Origin of the sequence: Antarctobacter sp. (genome assembly GCF_034670325.1) — a bacterium.
Lineage (GTDB): Bacteria > Pseudomonadota > Alphaproteobacteria > Rhodobacterales > Rhodobacteraceae > Antarctobacter.
In genome coordinates this window covers 144,882-158,801 of the sequence record NZ_JAXMNR010000007.1, presented here as the reverse complement: position 1 = coordinate 158,801, position 13,920 = coordinate 144,882, and the positions used below count along the sequence as shown (strand labels likewise).

The window sequence follows — 13,920 nt, the reverse complement described above, 5'->3', positions numbered from 1 at the left end:
CGCCTAGGCCAGCGCGGACATGCTCTGCCGGATCTCATCGCTGAGGGCGTGGGTGATGGCAGGCTGACCGCTGCCCACATACAGGTTGATTTTCTGCATCCCGAGTTCCGGCAACCCGCAGCCATCAATCGGGATCAGGTAGGAGGCGGAATGCCCCTCTAGCCGGGCCGTGACCGCCAGATCGGCGCTGACCGTGGCGTCGATGGTGGTTTCGCTGTCGGAATCCACCGCCAGTTCCCAATCCAGCCCCGCCGCGTCCAGCCTGCGCATCGTTTCCTCGCGAAACCCGCAGGTGCGGGCAAAGGCGATGCGCAGGGGCCGCTGCCGCACGGCCTGCCCGTTCGGAGCCCCGAACCAGCGCATGGGCACCTCAAGCAGCGTCTCGCCACCCGCCTCGACCCCGGTTTCCGTGGTCATGATCACATCCATTTCCCCACGGGCAAACTGCGCCTTCAACACCCGTGTGAAAGAACTGACCAACTGGATCTTCACCCGAGGATGGGTGCGCCCCATGCGCTGCAACACCTGCGGAATCGCCGGATAAACGATGTCGACAGGGACACCGAGGCGGATCTCGCCTTCCCACCCTTTGTCGGTCAACCGGCCATAAGCCTCATCGTTCAACTCGACCATCTTTTGCGCGTAGGTCAGCAGTTGCGCCCCCGCCGGAGTCAGCGTCACCCCGCGCCCGGAGCGGTCCAGCAATTGCAGGTCCAGCATCTCTTCCAGCCGCTTGATCTGCATCGAGACCGCCGATTGCGTGAGGTTGAGAAAGCCCGCCGCCCGGGTCACCCCACCCGACTGCGCCACCGCCGCGAAAGAGCGCAGCGTGGTCAGATCCAGATTTCGCATACATCACCCCTTGTGATGGGTTTCGTCACATACATTCACTTTCAATATCAACCACGGAACGCCACATTGATCAACGTCAAACATGGGTCACCCATGAGTTATCAATTTTCGTGAAGGACCTCATCATGATCCGCTCAATAGATCCGCTGTTTCCCGCGATCCTGTTCCGTATCGGCGGGAAATTCCGGGCCAATCAGGTCGCTGCGCGTATCGACACCACCCCCACAGCCGCCTCCAAAGTCCGCACCGACGACCGACCAGAATGGGACGCACCGGCGCATTGGATCGAACCGGAGCGCCATTGGTGACAATAACGCACATATTAAGCCACCCATTGGACGTGAAGTTCTTGAAAATCCGCTCCGTTCCGCCAATATCTACCGCAACTCCGGGCGCGCGCGCGAGCAGTGTCCGAGGGAACATCAGGGATCATTCGGAGGCTTAAATGGCAGATTATCAAACGGTCCGGGCAGCTGGCGTCTCCGGCGCACGCGCTGCTCAGATTGACGAGGGGCTGCGCGCCCACATGAACAAGGTCTACGGCACCATGTCCGTGGGCACTTTCATCACTTTTCTGGCCGCATGGGCCATCTCCGGCTTGGCCGTGACCACCGATCCCGCAGGGGCGACGGTCATGATCCGCGACGGCCAGTTCCTGACCGGACTGGGTGAGGCGCTGTACATGTCGCCACTGAAATGGGTGGTGATGTTTGCCCCGCTGGCGTTCATCTTCTTCGGTTTCGGCGCGGCGGTGAACCGCCTGAACGCCGCAGGCGTGCAACTGGTGTTTTACGCGTTCGCCGTGCTCATGGGCCTCTCGCTCAGCTCGATCTTTCTGGTCTACACGGGCCTGTCGATCATTCAGGTCTTCCTGACCACCTCGGTCGCCTTTGCCGGTTTGTCGCTTTGGGGCTACACCACGAAAAAGGACATCTCCGGGTGGGGATCGTTCCTGATCATGGGCGTGATCGGCTTGCTGGTCGCTTCGATCATCAACATCTTTCTGGGCAGCCCGGCGATTCAGTTCGCCGTGTCGATCCTGGGTGTGTTGATCTTCGCCGGCCTGACCGCCTACGACACGCAGAACATCAAGAACACCTACATTCAGCATGCCGCGCATGGGGATAAGGAATGGCTGGGCAAGGCCGCCATCATGGGCGCGCTGAACCTCTACCTCGACTTTATCAACATGTTCATGTTCCTGCTGCAGCTTCTCGGCAACCGCGAGTAACACATCGCAATATTCGTGCTATAGGGAAAGGGCCGGTCGGTTGACCGGCCCTTTTTCGTGTTGGGCCTTGGGCGGCCGTGGGAGACAACATGCCGATCATTACCGAAGACACCGTGCAGCGAAAGTCCGGCGACGGGACGCTGGGAACCTATGAATCGCTCTTGTTCAGCGACTCCGGCGGGCTGACGCAATTCGGCGCAGTGGTGGAAATTCTGTCACCCGGGGCAAGGTCCTCCTATCCCCACTGGCACGAATCAGAGGATGAGATGGTCTATGTGCTGGACGGCACGCTGACCCTGATCGAGGGCGACCGCGAAGAGGTGATATCCGCCGGGTCTGCCGCCACCTTTATCGCCGGAACAGAGACGCCCCACAGCTTTGTGAATCGTTCGGACGCGCCTGCACGTATCCTTGTGGTTGGCACTCGCGCCCCGCGCGACCGGGTGCATTATCCTGGTGAGGATCGCGTGCAACTGATCGAACGCACCAGCGATGAGCGCCGTTGGACGCATCTCAACGGCGCGCCCGCCGACCCGCTGCCCTGAGGGTCACAAACGCCGGATCATGAACACCGCCGGAAAGCCGATCCCGCCGCGCAGCGGCACGGTGATGCTGCCTTGCGGCTCAAACCCCATCGACCGGTAAAAAGGCTCGGCGGTCAGGGTGCTCTGACAGTACAGGATAGAGACACCACTGCCGCGCGCCGCCTGAACGATATGATCCAGCAACAGTCGCCCCACCCCGCGCCGGACCGAATCCGGATCAGTTGCGACATGGCGCACGTGTCCCGTCCCGCTGGTCGCGGGGTGCCCGCCCGGCGCTTGCAGGGACCACCCGCCAGCGCCCAGAATCCGGCCCTCGCCGTCCTCGACCACATAGAACTGCCCTGACGCCACCAACGCGGGCTGCGCGCGGCCGATCACCGGCACAGCCGTCACCAGCACCGAGGGTGGGTAGTCCGCCGCCAGCAGGCGGCTGTAGCTGCGCTGGAACAGTCGGTCCAGCGCGCCGATGTCAGCCTGCCGGGCGATGCGCAATGTGATGTTGTCGGCCACGGCCCGACCTTTCCCGATCGTGTCACTGGGTTTACGGGCCACGGCACCGGCAACGCAAAGGGCCGCGCAGGATCACTCCTGCCCGGCCCCGAAAACGCGTTCAGCCAAAGTGGCTTACTTGATCTTGCCTTCTTTGTACTCCACGTGCTTGCGCACAACGGGGTCGTACTTCTTGACAGACATCTTCTCGGTCATGGTCCGAGCGTTCTTCTTGGTCACGTAGAAGTGGCCGGTGCCCGCAGTGGAGTTCAGGCGGATCTTGATTGTTGTCGGCTTCGCCATGGGTCGTCTCCTGCAACACGCGGGAGCCCGCGCGTGAAATCCGTATGAAGCCCGCCTTTTACCTCTTGGTGGCCCCGAGTCAACCACTTCTTGACCAAGACCGGACAGGCGGGATTTCAGAGCCTGAATTTGCGCGGAAGGCCTGTAAGCCGGATTCTGTTCTTGGGCCGGTTTCCCGGCCCTCAGACGACCATTCCTCTGGACCGCGCGTTGCCGCGCGGCTCTAGCTGCCAACCCGGATCACCAAGGCCGAAGCGGCCCTGCACCCGAAGGCGCGTGTGATCCCTATTCGGCATTGCTCCCCGGTGGGGCTTGCCATGCGGGCGCTGTTGCCAGCCCCCCGGTGGGCTCTTACCCCACCTTTTCACCCTGTCCTGCACGCAAGCGCGCAGGCGGTCTGTTTTCTGTGGCGCTTTCCGTCAGGTTACCCTGCCCGGGCGTTACCCGGCACCGGTGCTTCGGTGAGTCCGGACTTTCCTCTCGTGTCTCCACAAGCGGCCGTCCGGCCTTCCGCGCCCGTGTCCCTTAGGCAAAGCCCGCGTTCAGCGCAAGAGCAAGGGTTGCGCCAGCCAGTCGCGCAGGGCGTCTGTCACCGCACCGGGCTGTTCCAGCGTCGGCATGTGGCCCGCATCCTCGATCACCCGCAGGTCGGCCTTGGGGATCATCTCGGCCATGAAACTGTGCCGCTTGACCGGATACAGCGCATCCTCGGCCCCGCACAGCACCAGCGTCGGTACGTTGATCCGCCGCAACGTGCCCTGCTGATCGCGCCGCCGTTGCATCGCCCGCGACTGGCGGACAAAGACCTCTGGCCCCAGACCGCGCGCCATCTCCAGCACAAGGGCCAGCACCTCGCGTTGATGGGGACCGGGGGCCAGATCGGCAAGCCGGAACTCCTCTGCCAACACCGCGTCGAACCGTCCGGCGCGGGCGCGAATCATCTGGGGATCGCGCATCGCCGCCATCTGCGGCGTTTCGGCCAGCGGCGTGGTGCCTATCAGCGCCAGCCGCGTCACACGGTCAGGCGCACGGCGATACACCTCCATCGCGACGATCCCGCCCATCCCGTGCCCCACAAGCGCAAAGCGCGACGGCACAAGATCCAGCAGGGTCGAGGCAATTTCCTCGATCCGGTCCCCTTGGGTGATGGGCGCGATCATCACCGCCTGATCGCGCGACAACTCCGCAATCTGCGGGCCGAACAGACGGGCATCGGACATCTGCTCTGGCAGAAAGACCAGTGTTTCGGTCATGGGATCCGGCGCACCCGATCACTGGTGCTTGTCTTGCCTGCCACTCCGCTTACTCCGCACACGCCTGTTGTCTCGCGGCACCCTAACAGATGGCGCGACGAGCGAAAGTGGGCCCAGTGGTCAGGAACGGTTGACGGGATTTGTGGCCCGGATTTGTGGCCGGGGACGGTGGGCGGGGCGATGTTCCGGCCAAAGGCCGGATCGAGCGCCGTCCCCCGTCCCCGGCAAAGGGTCAGTTCGTCTTGATCTGGTCCCAGAACACCCCCAGATGCCGCGACACGATCTGGCTATAACGGTCGGTCTTTTTCAACTCCGCCAGCCCGGCATTGATCCGGTACAGATGCGTCGTGCCGCGCCAGTGCTTTTTCGAGATGATCACATGTAACCCCTCGACCGACAGCGGTTTGTCCATCGGCACCACCTGCCCGCGCAGTCCCATGTCGTCGATGGTCTTGGCGCCCAGAAAGACGTTGACCGTCACCGCATCCACCCTGCCCGCCATCAGTTCGCGGAAACAGGCCTGCGGGTCCTCTGCCTGCACCAGCGTGATCAGCCCCCGGCTCAGCCATTCACGGCCCGGACGGTCAAGATCATGGGTGAAGTACCCCTTGGGCCGGCACAGCCGCTTGCCGATCACATCCGCGTCGCTGTCAAAGGTGAACCCCGATCCGGGGCGGGTGAACAACAACACCAGAATCTCGACCAGCGGGTCGGAGAAATGAAAATTGGCACAGCGTTCATTGTCTGGCGTCTGGTCGCAATTGGGCTTGAGCCACGGAAAGCCCATGTCCGCCTCTTTGCTGTCGAGGATCGGGAACAGGTGTTTGGACCAGTCATCCTGCCATGTGATCGAATAGGTCACCGGATTCGGTGTCGCCTCCAGTGCGGCATTCACCAGTTCCGTTACCATTCCCTGCCCCGGCCATTCGCGGTCCGTGAAGGGCGCGTAGTTGGACCCGGTGATCAGCTTCATCTCGGCATTGTCCGGCCCCTGCCGCAGCGGGGTGGCGTCCGCGCGCACCTCGCCTTTCTGACAGGGTAGGTCCAGCACGTCACCGGGCGAGACCTGAAACACGCTGGACCGCAGCCTGTCCTCGTTGGCGTAATAGATCAGCGTCCATTTCTCGGGATCGCCATAGCGCGCCTCTGCGATGGTAAAGACCGTGTCGCCGGTCTGAACCGTATAGGCCTCTGGCGCGCATTGGGCCAAACTTCCCGACGCCCATACCGACGCCATAACCACCAGCGCGGCGGCCACCGCCGCCGCCCGGTTCCGTCCGCCAAGGGCCATGGCTCAGAGCCCCGCCCAGATGCTTGACATATGCTTGTCCAGCACGGTCAGGTATTCGCCACTGTCACGCAGAACACCCAGCCCCTCGTCAAAGGCGGCGATCATCTCTGCCGCCCGTGGGTTGGCCTTGTGTGCCACCACATGCAGCCCCTCGATGGCCAAGGGCCGAGAAAGCTGCAATTCAACCCGGTCCGCCAGCCCCATGTCCTTGAGCACGACGCGTCCGGTGAACTCATTCATCGCCACCGCATCGACCGACCCGTCGACCAGCCGCGCGAAACACTCTTCGCTGCTGGGCGGTTGCTGCAACCGCGCGCCCGCTTGCACCAGATAACTGGCCCCCAGCCCGCCCCGTCCAGCGGCGTTGAATCCCAGCGGACTACAGACCCGCAGACCGGCCAGATCGCCCTCGCCACTGTAAGTCACACCGCTGCCTTTGGCGGTGAACAACACCACCAGCATCTCGAACATCGGCTCGGAATAGACGTAATCGGTGCACAGATCCGTTGTGGCCGCCGCGCCCTCGCAATCCGGTTTCTTCCACGGAAAGGCCAGATCGGCCATGCCTTCCTTCAGCATCGGGTCCAGATGCACGGCGCGGTCGTTGACCCAGTAGAACTTGTGCAGGCCCACCTTGTCGGTGGACACAAAGGCACGATTCACAAGGTCGGTGATCAGCCCCGAGGACATCAGCAGCCGGTTGGTAAAGGGCCGAAAGTCATCCGCCGCCAGCAGCCGCACATCGACACCGCGCGCCTGCCGCGCCGTTGCCTCGATCCGCGACTTTTGAAGCCGCTCGGGTGAGACCGTCGCGGCCGCGACAGCGGGCGCCACCGCCGCAGGATTGACCGGGTCAATCTGCGTCCCCCCCGGCAGGCCAACCGGCATCCCTGCAATGCAGGGCAGCCGATAGGTCTGGCCAACGCGGATCTTGTCCGGGCTGGGAATCATGTCGCGGTTGTTGCGATAGATCACCGTCCACTGGCTGGCATCACGGTAGTGCGTGTCAGCAATCGCCGACAGCGAATCCCCCGGTCGCACCTTGTAGTTTCCACCACATGTTTCTGCGGAAAGCGTCGTGGCCCCCGCTATGGCCATAGCCATAGCCGCCGCGCATACGCGTTTCATCATCTGCCTATCCCCCAATAAACGTGGCGAAAGCTTCCCCCATCTAGTGCCGTGGGTCAACGCTCGCTCTAGGGAATGTGCGCTTGTCCATATCTATCAGGAGCTTCGCAGCCGTAATTCCCCCAGCCGTGACGGGCGATCAGGAAATGGTTGTTATGCAGCCATAGGAATAGCTACAGAATCGGCCGACTCGCCAGCAGCAAAGAGTGTCCCCGGCAGCCGGCGTCTTCGGGCACAAAGGCCTCGACCGGGGTGCCCGCCGCCAAGAGCACCTCGGCATAGTCCTCTGGCGACAGGGACGCGTGGTATACTTTTTCGCCCGCGACGGTCCCCCAGACCTCTCCCGCCCCCGGCCCCACCGTCAGCAACAGACGCCCCCCGGGTGCAAGGTGGCGCGCGATATTCGGCAGGGCGGCGCGTTGGTCTTCCTGCGTGAGGTGAAAGAAACTGCCCCAGCCGATGATCGCGTCAAAGTGCCGGTCCAGCGACAGCGACCGCATATCGGCCTCGATCACCCGCGCATCCGGCAGATTGCGGGCATATAGCGCCAGCATCGCGGGCGCGTAATCCACCCCGGTCACGTCATAGCCCTGTTCGGCGAGGTAAAGACCAATCGGTGCGCCCGCACCACAGCCAAGGTCCAGCACCGCACCGCCCTTTGGCACGTCCGCCAGCACCCGCTCCAGCCAGGGCCGTTCAAAAAGCGAGGTGTCACGCCCAGCGGCATAGGCCTTTGCCTGCCGCTGATAGACCTCGCGGTTGCTCATCCGGTCTGCGCCACGATCTGTGTCCAGACCGCCGCCTCGTCATACAAGGTCCATTCCCGGCGCAGCCCGCGCGGCCCGAACTCTGCATGGCTGATCCCCATGACATAGAGGTCCGCGCCAGAGGGCCGCCCAAACGCGCCCCAGCCTTCGTGACGTCCCTTCAAGGACCAGCGCAGCGCCGCCCGCGCGGGCATCAAAGGCTCTTCCATGCCGATCCGGTGGTGCACCTCGAACCGGGCCGAGGGCATTGCCGCCCGCAGCCCCAACCAGAACCGGTCCGCCGCCTCGACGCCATGCGCCTCGACCCCGCCGGGGTAAAACAGGTGGCAGGCGCGGTCGTACTGGTCCGGGATGACCGACAGGTCACCGTCCATCACCCGCATCAGAAGCGCGGCAAAGCCTTCGCCCCATTGGTCGGTGTTGCCCAGCCCGGTATACGGCCCGGTGACATCCACCCGTGGCGTAAAGGGCTGCGAGTCCGGGTCCAGATCGGGCAACCGGGTGCGCGCCCAGCCCTCGGCCGTTTGCCCCAACTGGCGCAGCACCGCGCCAGTGTCCGTCACCCGCCAGACATCGCTGATCTGGTCCCGCTTGGCATAGCTGTCGACGATTTCTCGATACAGCAGCGCCCGCCCCGTAGCCGGGCCCAGCGCGCCGTCGCCAGTGTGGGTCGCCTGCGTCAGGATTCGCTGAGAGCCCAGCATCCCGACCCGTGCATGGCCCGACCAGATCACATCCTCGCCCAGCAACCGCCGATCCGGCAGGCTGACCAGCGTTGCCATCGCGTCCTCTGCCATCGCACGCGCGCCGAACTGGATGCCTTCGGCACCGCGCAGGATGACCTCGGGGTGGTAATGCGCCTGCACCCGCGTCGTCAGGCCGCGTCCCTCCCAGATGTCGCTGGTCGCCTCCAGCAGGAAATCGGGGAAATCATGGGCCTCTGGATCGAAACCGTCCATCACAGGGCGTCCCGGTCAGGGGCTTGGGGGGTGCAGTCTCGACGGGTCAACGCTTGGGAACCTCACTCTGTGGTTGTGTCAGTCGCAGGCTAGCCCTCCGCATTCCGGGTGTCCAGCGCCGCTCAGACCGGAAAGGCGATGCCCCGAAAGGGTGGAAAATCCGCATAGCGCGCGGCGCGGGTTTCCAACGGCTCGTCCGGGTCCGCCCCCGGTTTCAGCAGCGTGCCTTTGGGCGCGATATAGCTATCGATGCGCCGCAGAGGCACAGGTCGCCACGCGAGGTTGAAGGCGCAGAGCTTGGGAAAGAACCAGATGTCGGAATAGTCCAGATGGTCGTGTAACCACCACGCCAGATCGCGCCAGTCGCGCCCCTGCGCGTACCGCTCCGCAAACCACGGGATCACGACAGAGGCCCCCGCCACGGGCCGATCCGGCAAATCCCAGATGTGGCATTCCAGTGGATAATCGTTGCGTGCGCAGTTCAGCTTGTTGGCATTGCCAAAGGCATTGAGCCGCGCCGACCGATACCCAGACCGCACAAAGACCCGGCCAAAGGTGTCTTCCAGCGGGTCCAAAAGCGCGGTCGCGAAGGCGCGCCCCCGTTCAAGCGACAGATCAGGATCGTCCGGTATATTGCTGATTTCGTGAAAGTTTCCGATCTCGGAATACAGGAATTCCCGCATCCAGAAATGCCGCGACAGGCGCACCCGCCCCAGCGTCTCCAGCGACCACATAGAGCGCGGGCGTCTCATCCCTCAGTCATCGCCATACCCACCCCAGCGAAACGCCCCGTCCGGTCCAAGCGTTGAGAATGGGTTATAAGCCACCTCCCAAACATGGCCTTCGGGATCGGCGAAATACCCGATGTGCCCGCCCCAGAACACGTCATGCGCGGGTTTCAGGATCTTGGCGCCGGCGGCCTCTGCGGCGGTCAGTACCTCGGCCACCTCTTCGCGGGTCCGCGTGTTGCAGGCCAGCGTGGCCGCCCCGGTCCCAAGGTCCTCTGCCGCGCAGCCCATATCGCGGGCCAGATCCTCCAGCGGATACAGGCCCAGCGCCTGCCCAATGAGGTCAAAGACCACAATCCCCTCCGGTGTCTCGACCCGCTTCCAGCCCAGCGCCTCATAAAACGCCTGCGCGCGTGCCATGTCGCGGCATCCCAGCGTGATCAGGCTTACTCTCTGGTCCATTCCATCCTCCTTAGGGTCACAAACGCCGCACCCAATTCAGCATCACCTCGGCCAATGGCGCGGACATGCCCGGCGACAGCACCTCACCGGCCACAAGATGCCGCGACGGGTCATCCTGCGGCCCGAGGTCAACCTCATGCAGGTCCGCGCCTGCCCCCCAGCGTGCCGCGATCTTGCGGCTGGCGCTGTGGTCAACGATCTGATCACCCGGATCGAAAACAAACAGCGCGGGCACAGCGACATCCTCATGCCGCCGCCGATGCACTTCGCGCACCGCCGCCCCCATCGGCAGGACGGCCAGACTGGGATAGCGTGTGGTCCACAGCCGGGCATGCGCCTCGCTGCGCGGCTCAAACCCGATGTCGCGCCCCGCCAGCAGCGGCAGCCACCAGCGCGCACCGGGCCAGGTGATCAGCGCCGCCTTGGGATCGGCCACCTTATAGTTGGGTGAGACCATCACCGCCCCCGCAACGCCCGCACCCATCCCCTCGTGCAGCGCCAGCGTCGCCAAAGTGGCCCCGGTCGAGGTTCCCATGACCAGCACCCGCCGCCCCACGCGATGCCCGATGGCCAAAGCCTCGGCAACATCCTGCATCCAGCCCTCGACCGTGGCCTCTGCCATCGCCGGACCGTCACGCCCGTGGCCCTTGAGACGGGTAAAGACAAGGTTCGCCCCCAGACCCCGCGCCACATGATCCGGCACCGGGCGTATCTCATCCGGGGCCGCCGAAAAGCCGTGGATATAGACCACCGCCCAATCGGTCTGCGCCTCGGGCGTAGCAGACCAGTGAACACGCTTTTCAGCGCCCGCTCGGATGCCCGGCACCCGCGCCTCCGAGGCCGCAAGGTACGGGTCGATCCCGCCATCCAGCAGAGCCGTGTCAAACGCCACATCGGTCTTGACCGGCTCACGCGGCGCCAGCGCCGCATAAGACCCGCCCGCAGCGGCCAGCGCCCCCAATCCCCAGAGCAGCAGGCTCATCCCAGCACCTCGACCAGCGCCGCCTCGATCTGGGCAAGGCAATCGGGCGTGGAAAACCGGTGATCCGCGCCTTTTACAAAGGTCAGACGCACATCCGGCCCGTCGATATGATCCAGCAACCGCAACGCCGTCTTGCGTGTGACCGCCTCATCCTCGGTCCCCTGCAACAGCCGTACGGGCCAGCCCATGACCAAAGGGCTGCGCAAGACCAACTGATCACGCCCGTCCTCGATCAGCTTGGCAGTCACAAAGTAAGGGTCTTCATAGGCCGACGGCACCAATAGCTGTCCCTCTTCCATAACTTGCCGCCGCTGGTCTTCGGAAAACCCCGCCCAGAAGCCGTCTTCGGTGAAATCCGGCGCGGCGGCGATGCCGATGAACCCCGCAATCTCCGGCAGCCGTTTGGCCAGGATCGCAGCGATCCAACCGCCCATGGACGACCCGACCATCACAACCGGCCCCGGCGCGGCATGGGCGATCACCGCCTCGGCATCCGCCGCCCAGTCACCGATACACCCCTCTTCGAACACGCCGCCGGACTGGCCGTGCCCGGCATAATCAAACCGCAAAAAGGCGCGCCCACGCGCCGCGGCCCAGGCCTCCAAATGCACCGCCTTGGTCCCCGCCATGTCCGACCGATATCCGGACAGGAACACCACACAAGGCCCCGTCCCTTCGGTCTTGGCATAGGCCAACCGCGTGCCGCGCGGCCCTTGAACATGCGCAATCGCTGCCATCGCGCGCCCCCCTTCTCTTATGGCTTGACCATAGCGCCGCCCCGAAACGGTCGAAAACGCTCTTCCAGCTACTTCTTTGTCAAAATACAATTGGAGGGTCGACCGAAGGGAGACGCGGGGAGCGCCCACTCACCCGTCGATGCTTTGCGCCAACACGCGGCTTATCACCGTCAGGCTCTCGCCGCTCTCTGCCTTCCAAGTATTGAACGCATCCTGCACAGCCGCCATGGCCTTTTTCGAAGTCGGTTCCTTGTCGATCACGCCCTCGGCTTCCAGACGCGCGATCACCGACGGTGACAGAACATAGCTTTCCTTGCCCAGATACCGCAGCGCATAGGCCCCCGTCGCGCCGCCCAGCCGTGATCCGTTCTTTTTAAGCCACTCCAGCAGCCCGGCGAAATCCTCGGCGGGCCAGTCACCGATCTTGCGCCCGAAACTGCCCGCTTCGGCGGCGACCTCCTGAATAAAGGCGGCGTTTTGCTGGATCGCCTCCACCTTGGGCGGGCTGCGCACGATGCGCGGGTCGTCCAGAAGCTCGTCGAACCAATCCTCTGACATCATCGCCACGCGGCCAACGTCAAAGTTGTAAAACGCCTCTTCGATGCCCGCCCACTTGTTTTCGACAACCTGCCAGCTGATCCCGGCCTGAAAGATGCCGCGCGCCAGTTGCGCCAGCCAGCGGCTGTCCGGGATCGCGGCCAGTTCATCCGCGCTCAGCACCTTGGGCATATCCGCCAGCACCGAGTCGCGCCCGCCCTTGCGGTCCGCCGCGATGGTCAGGATCTCTTCGTAGGTCCGCATGGCGCTCTCCTTCATGTTGCGCGCCAGCCTGCGCCGCGGGGGCTGCGGGTGCAAGGCCTAGTCCTCGACCTCTTTCAGGCCATAGGCCAGCCAGCCACCGATCAGGCTGAGACCCGCAAAGCCGATCAGCGCCGACTGTGGTCCCAGCACTGCCAAAAGGCCCCCCAGCGCGCCGACCATCATCAGCAACAGGCCGATAGAGGTGTTCGCCAAGGCCGCATAGGTCGACCGCGCGTGCTCTGGCGCCATGTCCACTAGGTAGATCGACCGCCCCTGCCGCACGCCATGATAGGCCAGCATCAGACCGAACAGCAGCAGCGGGATCACAAAAGGCGTATCGGACCAGCCAAACCGATCCGCCAGCACCGCCAGCGCCATGAAAACGGCGGCCACCACGCCGGACAGCGCCAACACCCGCCGGGACGAATGATCCGCCAGCCGCCCCCACAGATAGGACGACAGGAAAGAGGCCGCCGAAGAGGCCAGCATCAGCGCGCCAAGAGCACCAAGCGCGCTCTGCCCGCCGCCCAGCAGGACATAGTAAGGCGGTGCCAGCGCGGTCACGGTCAGCGCCCCCCGCGCCGCGATGAACCGGCGAAACTGCGCATCCTCGCGCAGCGGCGTCAGGTCGATGCCTTTGCGGCGCTGCGGGTCTGACGGCGCTTCTTCAAGCCGTGCAAACACCAGCGCCGCGCCCAGCCACAGGACCGCCGCCACGGAAATCGCGACCAGAACCGGCCAGATCGCCTGCCCCGGGCCAAAGATCAGCAGCACCGCAAAGCCCAGCACCGCCAAAGCAGAGACCGACCCGGCGATGCCCGTCACCGCGCCGCGCCGGGTCTTGGCGATGGTCTTGCCAAGAATATCCTTGAAACTGACCGAACACAGCGACCGGCTGACCGCCAGCCCGGCCAGAGCACAGGCCATGGCGACCCCGGCGGCCCAGCCAGACAGCGTCAGGGCGGCCAGCACGATCAGCGCGGCAAAGACCCCCTGCCCCGCCGACCCGGCCACCCACGCCCATTTGCGGTGCCGCATCGCCTCGACCCGGCCCGCCAGCACGATCTGCGGCACCAGCGCCCCCGCCTCGCGGATCGGCACAAACAGACCGACCAGCGCCGCCGGCGCACCCAGCGCGCCGCCCAGCCAGCTGAGCACCAGCTTGGGGTCGATCAACCCGTCTGCCAGTTTGGTCATCGTCAGGCTGATCGCGTGACGCAGCCCGTTGCGGGCCTCGACATCCTCGACCTTTTTGGCCCCGGTCAGCCGTTCGAAAACCTGTGTCGCCGTCTCGCTCATCCGTCACCGTCCCGCCCCAAGTTGCTTGACAACCGACCTGTCGGGGGCCATTTCCGCCTCCACAATCCTATACCCGCAACCGGGCGTTCCGTG

General features: G+C 64.4%; 17 protein-coding genes and 1 other RNA gene. 3 read left to right on the top strand and 15 right to left on the bottom strand.

The features are described 5' to 3' along the window. Nucleotides 1-3: 3 nt before the first annotated feature. Nucleotides 4-852, bottom strand: coding sequence for a LysR family transcriptional regulator (locus VOI21_RS17995; protein ID WP_323771340.1), 849 nt, complete (start codon nucleotides 850-852; stop codon nucleotides 4-6). Nucleotides 853-977: 125 nt separating this feature from the next. Here VOI21_RS17995 and VOI21_RS17990 point away from each other — a divergent pair, with 125 nt between their 5' ends. The 3 genes from VOI21_RS17990 (at nucleotide 978) to VOI21_RS17980 (ending at nucleotide 2,628) form a co-directional block, all read left to right on the top strand. After that, the gene (locus tag VOI21_RS17990) at nucleotides 978-1,160 is read left to right on the top strand and encodes a hypothetical protein (RefSeq protein WP_323771339.1); all 183 of its coding nucleotides are present in this window, start codon (nucleotides 978-980) and stop codon (nucleotides 1,158-1,160) included. Between the two features lie 137 nt (nucleotides 1,161-1,297). Further along, nucleotides 1,298-2,083 (top strand): Bax inhibitor-1/YccA family protein, encoded by a 786-nt coding sequence (locus VOI21_RS17985; RefSeq protein WP_323771338.1) that lies wholly within the window; start codon nucleotides 1,298-1,300, stop codon nucleotides 2,081-2,083. Between the two features lie 89 nt (nucleotides 2,084-2,172). Further along, nucleotides 2,173-2,628, top strand: coding sequence for a cupin domain-containing protein (locus tag VOI21_RS17980; RefSeq protein WP_323771337.1), 456 nt, complete (start codon nucleotides 2,173-2,175; stop codon nucleotides 2,626-2,628). Between the two features lie 3 nt (nucleotides 2,629-2,631). On the opposite strand, the gene VOI21_RS17975 is transcribed toward VOI21_RS17980, so the two are convergent. The 14 genes from VOI21_RS17975 to VOI21_RS17910 form a co-directional block, all read right to left on the bottom strand. Beyond that, nucleotides 2,632-3,138, bottom strand: a complete 507-nt coding sequence (locus VOI21_RS17975; RefSeq protein WP_323771336.1) for a GNAT family N-acetyltransferase — start codon at nucleotides 3,136-3,138, stop codon at nucleotides 2,632-2,634. Nucleotides 3,139-3,252: 114 nt separating this feature from the next. Beyond that, the gene (rpmG, locus tag VOI21_RS17970; RefSeq protein WP_114512614.1) at nucleotides 3,253-3,420 is read right to left on the bottom strand and encodes a 50S ribosomal protein L33; all 168 of its coding nucleotides are present in this window, start codon (nucleotides 3,418-3,420) and stop codon (nucleotides 3,253-3,255) included. A gap of 129 nt (nucleotides 3,421-3,549) precedes the next feature. Beyond that, an RNA gene (gene rnpB, locus VOI21_RS17965) (RNase P RNA component class A) lies at nucleotides 3,550-3,934 on the bottom strand. 28 nt (nucleotides 3,935-3,962) lie between these two features. Next, nucleotides 3,963-4,673 (bottom strand): alpha/beta fold hydrolase, encoded by a 711-nt coding sequence (locus VOI21_RS17960; protein ID WP_323771335.1) that lies wholly within the window; start codon nucleotides 4,671-4,673, stop codon nucleotides 3,963-3,965. A 232-nt stretch (nucleotides 4,674-4,905) separates the two neighbouring features. Beyond that, complete coding sequence (locus VOI21_RS17955) at nucleotides 4,906-5,964, bottom strand: transporter substrate-binding domain-containing protein (protein WP_323771334.1); 1,059 nt, start codon at nucleotides 5,962-5,964, stop codon at nucleotides 4,906-4,908. 3 nt (nucleotides 5,965-5,967) lie between these two features. Continuing rightward, nucleotides 5,968-7,095, bottom strand: coding sequence for a LysM peptidoglycan-binding domain-containing protein (locus tag VOI21_RS17950; RefSeq protein ID WP_323771333.1), 1,128 nt, complete (start codon nucleotides 7,093-7,095; stop codon nucleotides 5,968-5,970). A gap of 170 nt (nucleotides 7,096-7,265) precedes the next feature. Then, nucleotides 7,266-7,859: a class I SAM-dependent methyltransferase gene (locus tag VOI21_RS17945; RefSeq protein WP_323771332.1), complete on the bottom strand. Its 594-nt coding sequence runs from the start codon at nucleotides 7,857-7,859 to the stop codon at nucleotides 7,266-7,268. Then, a complete protein-coding gene (locus VOI21_RS17940) occupies nucleotides 7,856-8,818 on the bottom strand; it encodes a nuclear transport factor 2 family protein (protein ID WP_323771331.1) in 963 nt (320 codons plus the stop codon). The genes VOI21_RS17945 and VOI21_RS17940 overlap by 4 nt, the downstream gene beginning before the upstream one ends. A gap of 122 nt (nucleotides 8,819-8,940) precedes the next feature. Continuing rightward, entirely contained in the window at nucleotides 8,941-9,552 is a 612-nt protein-coding gene (locus VOI21_RS17935; protein WP_323771441.1) for a hypothetical protein, read from the bottom strand. 21 nt (nucleotides 9,553-9,573) lie between these two features. Beyond that, nucleotides 9,574-10,008, bottom strand: coding sequence for a VOC family protein (locus tag VOI21_RS17930; protein ID WP_323771330.1), 435 nt, complete (start codon nucleotides 10,006-10,008; stop codon nucleotides 9,574-9,576). Between the two features lie 16 nt (nucleotides 10,009-10,024). Next, on the bottom strand, nucleotides 10,025-10,990 hold the full coding sequence (locus tag VOI21_RS17925) for an alpha/beta hydrolase (protein ID WP_323771329.1): 966 nt from the start codon (nucleotides 10,988-10,990) through the stop codon (nucleotides 10,025-10,027). Beyond that, nucleotides 10,987-11,727 (bottom strand): alpha/beta hydrolase, encoded by a 741-nt coding sequence (locus VOI21_RS17920; RefSeq protein WP_323771328.1) that lies wholly within the window; start codon nucleotides 11,725-11,727, stop codon nucleotides 10,987-10,989. Before VOI21_RS17920 ends, VOI21_RS17925 begins: the two co-directional genes overlap by 4 nt. A gap of 129 nt (nucleotides 11,728-11,856) precedes the next feature. Further along, complete coding sequence (locus tag VOI21_RS17915; RefSeq protein ID WP_323771327.1) at nucleotides 11,857-12,528, bottom strand: DNA-3-methyladenine glycosylase I; 672 nt, start codon at nucleotides 12,526-12,528, stop codon at nucleotides 11,857-11,859. Between the two features lie 57 nt (nucleotides 12,529-12,585). After that, nucleotides 12,586-13,827 (bottom strand): MFS transporter, encoded by a 1,242-nt coding sequence (locus VOI21_RS17910; RefSeq protein WP_323771326.1) that lies wholly within the window; start codon nucleotides 13,825-13,827, stop codon nucleotides 12,586-12,588. Nucleotides 13,828-13,920: the final 93 nt, after the last annotated feature.

Bases quoted from the DNA above. Each gene is read 5' to 3' on its own strand.
- VOI21_RS17995 (WP_323771340.1), bottom strand. From the start codon at position 852: ATGCGAAATCTGGATCTGACCACGCTGCGCTCTTTCGCGGCGGTGGCG.
- VOI21_RS17990 (WP_323771339.1), top strand. From the start codon at position 978: ATGATCCGCTCAATAGATCCGCTGTTTCCCGCGATCCTGTTCCGTATC.
- VOI21_RS17985 (WP_323771338.1), top strand. From the start codon at position 1,298: ATGGCAGATTATCAAACGGTCCGGGCAGCTGGCGTCTCCGGCGCACGC.
- VOI21_RS17980 (WP_323771337.1), top strand. From the start codon at position 2,173: ATGCCGATCATTACCGAAGACACCGTGCAGCGAAAGTCCGGCGACGGG.
- rpmG (WP_114512614.1), bottom strand. From the start codon at position 3,420: ATGGCGAAGCCGACAACAATCAAGATCCGCCTGAACTCCACTGCGGGC.
- VOI21_RS17960 (WP_323771335.1), bottom strand. From the start codon at position 4,673: ATGACCGAAACACTGGTCTTTCTGCCAGAGCAGATGTCCGATGCCCGT.
- VOI21_RS17955 (WP_323771334.1), bottom strand. From the start codon at position 5,964: ATGGCCCTTGGCGGACGGAACCGGGCGGCGGCGGTGGCCGCCGCGCTG.
- VOI21_RS17950 (WP_323771333.1), bottom strand. From the start codon at position 7,095: ATGATGAAACGCGTATGCGCGGCGGCTATGGCTATGGCCATAGCGGGG.
- VOI21_RS17945 (WP_323771332.1), bottom strand. From the start codon at position 7,859: ATGAGCAACCGCGAGGTCTATCAGCGGCAGGCAAAGGCCTATGCCGCT.
- VOI21_RS17940 (WP_323771331.1), bottom strand. From the start codon at position 8,818: ATGGACGGTTTCGATCCAGAGGCCCATGATTTCCCCGATTTCCTGCTG.
- VOI21_RS17935 (WP_323771441.1), bottom strand. From the start codon at position 9,552: ATGTGGTCGCTGGAGACGCTGGGGCGGGTGCGCCTGTCGCGGCATTTC.
- VOI21_RS17930 (WP_323771330.1), bottom strand. From the start codon at position 10,008: ATGGACCAGAGAGTAAGCCTGATCACGCTGGGATGCCGCGACATGGCA.
- VOI21_RS17925 (WP_323771329.1), bottom strand. From the start codon at position 10,990: ATGAGCCTGCTGCTCTGGGGATTGGGGGCGCTGGCCGCTGCGGGCGGG.
- VOI21_RS17920 (WP_323771328.1), bottom strand. From the start codon at position 11,727: ATGGCAGCGATTGCGCATGTTCAAGGGCCGCGCGGCACGCGGTTGGCC.
- VOI21_RS17915 (WP_323771327.1), bottom strand. From the start codon at position 12,528: ATGCGGACCTACGAAGAGATCCTGACCATCGCGGCGGACCGCAAGGGC.
- VOI21_RS17910 (WP_323771326.1), bottom strand. From the start codon at position 13,827: ATGAGCGAGACGGCGACACAGGTTTTCGAACGGCTGACCGGGGCCAAA.